This window comes from Marinobacter sp. (assembly GCF_052094685.1).
Classification (GTDB): Bacteria; Pseudomonadota; Gammaproteobacteria; order Pseudomonadales; family Oleiphilaceae; genus Marinobacter.
On sequence record NZ_JBQDKB010000168.1, the window covers coordinates 1 to 3,422 of the forward strand.

The 3,422-nt window shown below is 52.3% G+C and carries 5 protein-coding genes and 2 pseudogenes; 2 read left to right on the plus strand and 5 right to left on the minus strand.

Annotated elements, in window-relative coordinates; translation table 11 throughout:
* The 3 genes and pseudogenes from ACTH3S_RS18125 to ACTH3S_RS18135 form a co-directional block, all read right to left on the minus strand.
* Positions 1 to 503, minus strand: a pseudogene (locus ACTH3S_RS18125) (efflux RND transporter periplasmic adaptor subunit); the annotation flags it as partial.
* A gap of 38 nt (positions 504 to 541) precedes the next feature.
* Positions 542 to 598 carry a hypothetical protein gene (locus tag ACTH3S_RS18130; protein ID WP_441810412.1) on the minus strand — a complete coding sequence of 19 codons (57 nt, stop codon included), beginning with the start codon at positions 596 to 598 and terminating at the stop codon, positions 542 to 544.
* Complete coding sequence (locus tag ACTH3S_RS18135) at positions 591 to 830, minus strand: DUF3833 family protein (protein ID WP_441810409.1); 240 nt, start codon at positions 828 to 830, stop codon at positions 591 to 593. The genes ACTH3S_RS18130 and ACTH3S_RS18135 overlap by 8 nt, the downstream gene beginning before the upstream one ends.
* Positions 831 to 897: 67 nt before the next feature.
* Here ACTH3S_RS18135 and ACTH3S_RS18140 point away from each other — a divergent pair.
* Positions 898 to 1,080, plus strand: a pseudogene (locus ACTH3S_RS18140) (acyl-CoA dehydrogenase); the annotation flags it as partial.
* 3 nt (positions 1,081 to 1,083) lie between these two features.
* Positions 1,084 to 1,557, plus strand: a complete 474-nt coding sequence (locus ACTH3S_RS18145; RefSeq protein ID WP_441810413.1) for an acyl-CoA dehydrogenase C-terminal domain-containing protein — start codon at positions 1,084 to 1,086, stop codon at positions 1,555 to 1,557.
* A gap of 63 nt (positions 1,558 to 1,620) precedes the next feature.
* Here the strand turns inward: ACTH3S_RS18145 and ACTH3S_RS18150 are convergent, their stop codons facing one another.
* Both ACTH3S_RS18150 and ACTH3S_RS18155 read right to left on the minus strand, forming a co-directional pair.
* The gene (locus ACTH3S_RS18150; RefSeq protein ID WP_441810410.1) at positions 1,621 to 2,367 is read right to left on the minus strand and encodes a substrate-binding periplasmic protein; all 747 of its coding nucleotides are present in this window, start codon (positions 2,365 to 2,367) and stop codon (positions 1,621 to 1,623) included.
* Between the two features lie 229 nt (positions 2,368 to 2,596).
* Positions 2,597 to 3,422 (minus strand): cytochrome-c peroxidase (locus tag ACTH3S_RS18155; protein ID WP_441810411.1); only part of this gene is annotated, 826 nt, incomplete at its 5' end.

Here is a 3,422-nt window from a genome sequence, read left to right on the forward strand (position 1 = left end):
AACGATGCTTCAATCCGATGGTTTTCCAAACGCACCTGAGCTGCCTGGCGCTGAGCGTCTCCAACATCAACGGCTGTGCGCAGTTCATCCACCTGAGACTGGGAAACACTATTGCTGGATCGGAGGCTCTGGGCGCGCTCCAACTTTCGGCGGGCATCGGCTAACTGGGCCTCAATCACTCTGAGATCGGCCTTCGCTTGGCGATCATCAAGTCGTAGAAGGACATCGCCCTGCTCAATGCGACGGCCCGTTTTAAGATTAAGTGCCACCGCGCGCCCGCTAATTTCAGTGGTCAGCTCCACCGCGTTCACAGCCTTCAGATTACCAACTGCTGTAACCACATCGCGCACGGTATCCAGCTCGGGAGTCTGCGTATTGACGACACTGGCAGGCCGTTCGCGATCGCTTTGTGCCGCATTGTCACTATCTATTGAACGGTACGTGAACGCAGCCCCTGCGGCGACAACAACCAGTACCAGCCCAATTAGCCATTGCTTCCACATAGATCTTCCACTGCCCATCAGATTTGATTAGATACTTGTTAACGTTTCTGGATAACCAGAACGATCTCACCGACATCAATGCCCCACTTACTCATGGTGGTTTGATTGATCAAGGTGTCGGGTCTGGACTTCACCAGACATGTCCTTGACCACACCGCGGGCGGTAAGTTCACCGCTGAAAAACTGCTCAGGAACCAGCTTGGGGCCACGCTCTGCGTAGTCGACCAGCGCGGGTCCGGAGCAGCCACTCAACAGCATTAACGCCAATTCCAGCAAGAGTATAGAGTGCCGGCCGGCTTTGGGAATCACAAGACACAGGTTTTGCATTTTTTTTACACTATCTTGCGGCCATGACTGAAGGCCGCTTGGCCGGCACCATAAAGACGGCAGCTTAGGTGAAGCCCACAGAGTTAGCTGTGGCAGCCTGGAAAAGAAAATGGGTATCAAGGCCTCCGCAACCTGTGTAATGAACTTCGATGACTCAACCGGTTATCTGATCGGCCCAGAGAATAAGGGCCTAGAGTGCATGTTCACCTTTATGAATACCGCACGAATCGGCACCGGCATTCAGGCGCTGGACTTGCTTGGTCGCAAAGTACTGTTAAACACCAAGGGGGGCGCCGTTCGTGAATTTACGGCCCGGGTCGCCAACTTTGCCCGTAAGCAGCTGACCGACAGCCGGTTACGTCCATTTGCACTTGAGCTACTGAAGTTAACGGGCCAGTGGAATCTGCTTACCGTGCGGATCATGCTTGCCGCGCGCAAGGATCGCGACGTTGTTAGCTCCGCTTCTTACGATTTCCTGATGTATAGCGGTTACGTGACCATGGCTTATATGTGGGCGCGGCAAGCCGCGGTGGCTGCGGATCGTTTGGATAACGGGGGCGATGAATCAGAGGCATTCTATAAAGCCAAGCTGGCCACAGCGGAATTTTACTATGAGCGGCTGTTGCCTAGAGCCCACGCCCACGCCCACGCCCACGCCAGCACTATGCTCAGCCCCAGCAAGAACCTAATGCAACTGCATGCGGATGACATGGCCTTCACCGGATAAAATATCCGGTGCTTTATGTCCCGGGTAGCTTCTACCCAGGATTTTTTATCACGTGCTCAACAATTAAAGGCCGTACTTGGTCCCAATTGCATCATAGGTTCCATTATCTTTGACGGCTGCGAGCGCCTTGTTGAGGTCTTCAATAACCTCATCAGGGGTATCCGGGCTCATGGCCAAATACAAATCAACGTCGTTGAACGAAAACACCGGAACCAATCCTTCGATATCCTGCTGAGAGGCCAGATATGGCCCTCCAAGACGTTCTGCAATCCATAGATCAATCTGGCCCAGCGCCAAGCGCTTCGGATTGAGATCGTCACTTTCGATTACAGACATCTCATAACCGCGCTTTAGAAGGTACTCGCTCCTGACATCGTTGCGATACCCCCCGATGGTTTTGCCTTTGGCATCCTCAAGCTTGTCCATGGTAAAGGTGCTTCCCGGGGCTGCAAAAACAGTCCACAGGTTCTGTGCCAATGGCCCCACCCACTTAAACATGGGCGCCCGCTCCTCCGTATAGGTGGTGCAAAAGATACCGTGATTGGCTTTATTCAAGGCACGGTTATAGCCGTAATTCCAATTGCGCAGTTTGATCCGGTAATCGAGACCAGACTTATTCAGAACCGCTTTCGCCCTTTCCGTGCAAATGCCATCAATATTGTCCGCGCTATGCTCGAACGCGCGGCCTTGGGTGCTCATATTGTAGGGTGGGAAATTCTCGGTATAGATATACAGCCTTTCCGCTGCAAGCACTTGCTCGGAGCTAAAAAACGAGAGCATTGCCAAGACAATTAAAGAAATGAAATGCATGGAAAAGTCTCCTTTAAAACCACGTTCCGACGCACAGACAAACATTCAATTTAAGATAATGTTAAATCGGAGTGTAGTTGAAGGCGCTTAGAGTTTGTATTTAATGGTGTATCGTTATGTAAAGCAGCATTCGGAGAGTGGATATGGCCGGGTTACGAATGGCTCTGTTACCCCGAATAAGCAGGGTTCGGAATAACAGAGCCAGACAGGCTTTAAGTCACTGCTAAGATCACTGCGGCACGACCATGGATTCTGGTTTCGGGGTATCGTCGGTGCTTGGTGGCAGCTCGGGATACCGTACTTCCGGAATTTTTCCGGTCAGGGTTTTCAGGAAAGCAGTGATAGACTTAACTTCCCCATCATTCAGTTCTGCACCCAACTGAGCAGTACCCATAACAGCAACAGCTTCTTCCAGACTCCAAACTGCACCAGAGTGGAAATAAGGCGCTGTCAGCTCGATGTTCCGCAGAGGTGATGCCCTAAATACATACTCATCAGAAGCGGTGGAAGTCACCGCAAAACGGCCTTTGTCGCCGGTAGGCAGAATGTCGGCACCAGGTTTGGTCACCAGACCAAACGGATAGTAAGCCTGACCGCCTAGGTTAACGCCAGCGTGGCAGGCCACACAGCCCTTATCCATAAACAGCGCCAAACCTCCCTGTTCCTGCTCATTCAAGGCTGTTTTATCACCGCGCAGGAATTTGTCAAAATTGGCATCCGGCGTAATCAGCGTTGCTTCATAGGCCTCAATCGCTACAGCCATATTATTGAAAGTTACCGGGTCATCCTCACCGGGAAAGGCTTGGCCAAACTTCTCAACATAAGCTGGCATACTGGACAGTGTTTTTACAACACGCTCCGGCGTGCTGCTCATCTCTACGCCCGCCTGAACTGGCCCTTTCGCCTGCTCCGCAAGGTCCGCCGCCCTGCCATCCCAGAACTGGGCGGCATTAAAAACAGCGTTGAACACTGTAGGCGAGTTTCGTGGCCCCTTCTGCCAACCGTGGCCAATAGAAACGGGAAGGTAGTCGTGCCCACCCATGCCTACGTTATGG

Bases quoted from the DNA above. Each gene is read 5' to 3' on its own strand.
- ACTH3S_RS18135 (WP_441810409.1), bottom strand. From the start codon at position 830: ATGCAAAACCTGTGTCTTGTGATTCCCAAAGCCGGCCGGCACTCTATA.
- ACTH3S_RS18150 (WP_441810410.1), bottom strand. From the start codon at position 2,367: ATGCATTTCATTTCTTTAATTGTCTTGGCAATGCTCTCGTTTTTTAGC.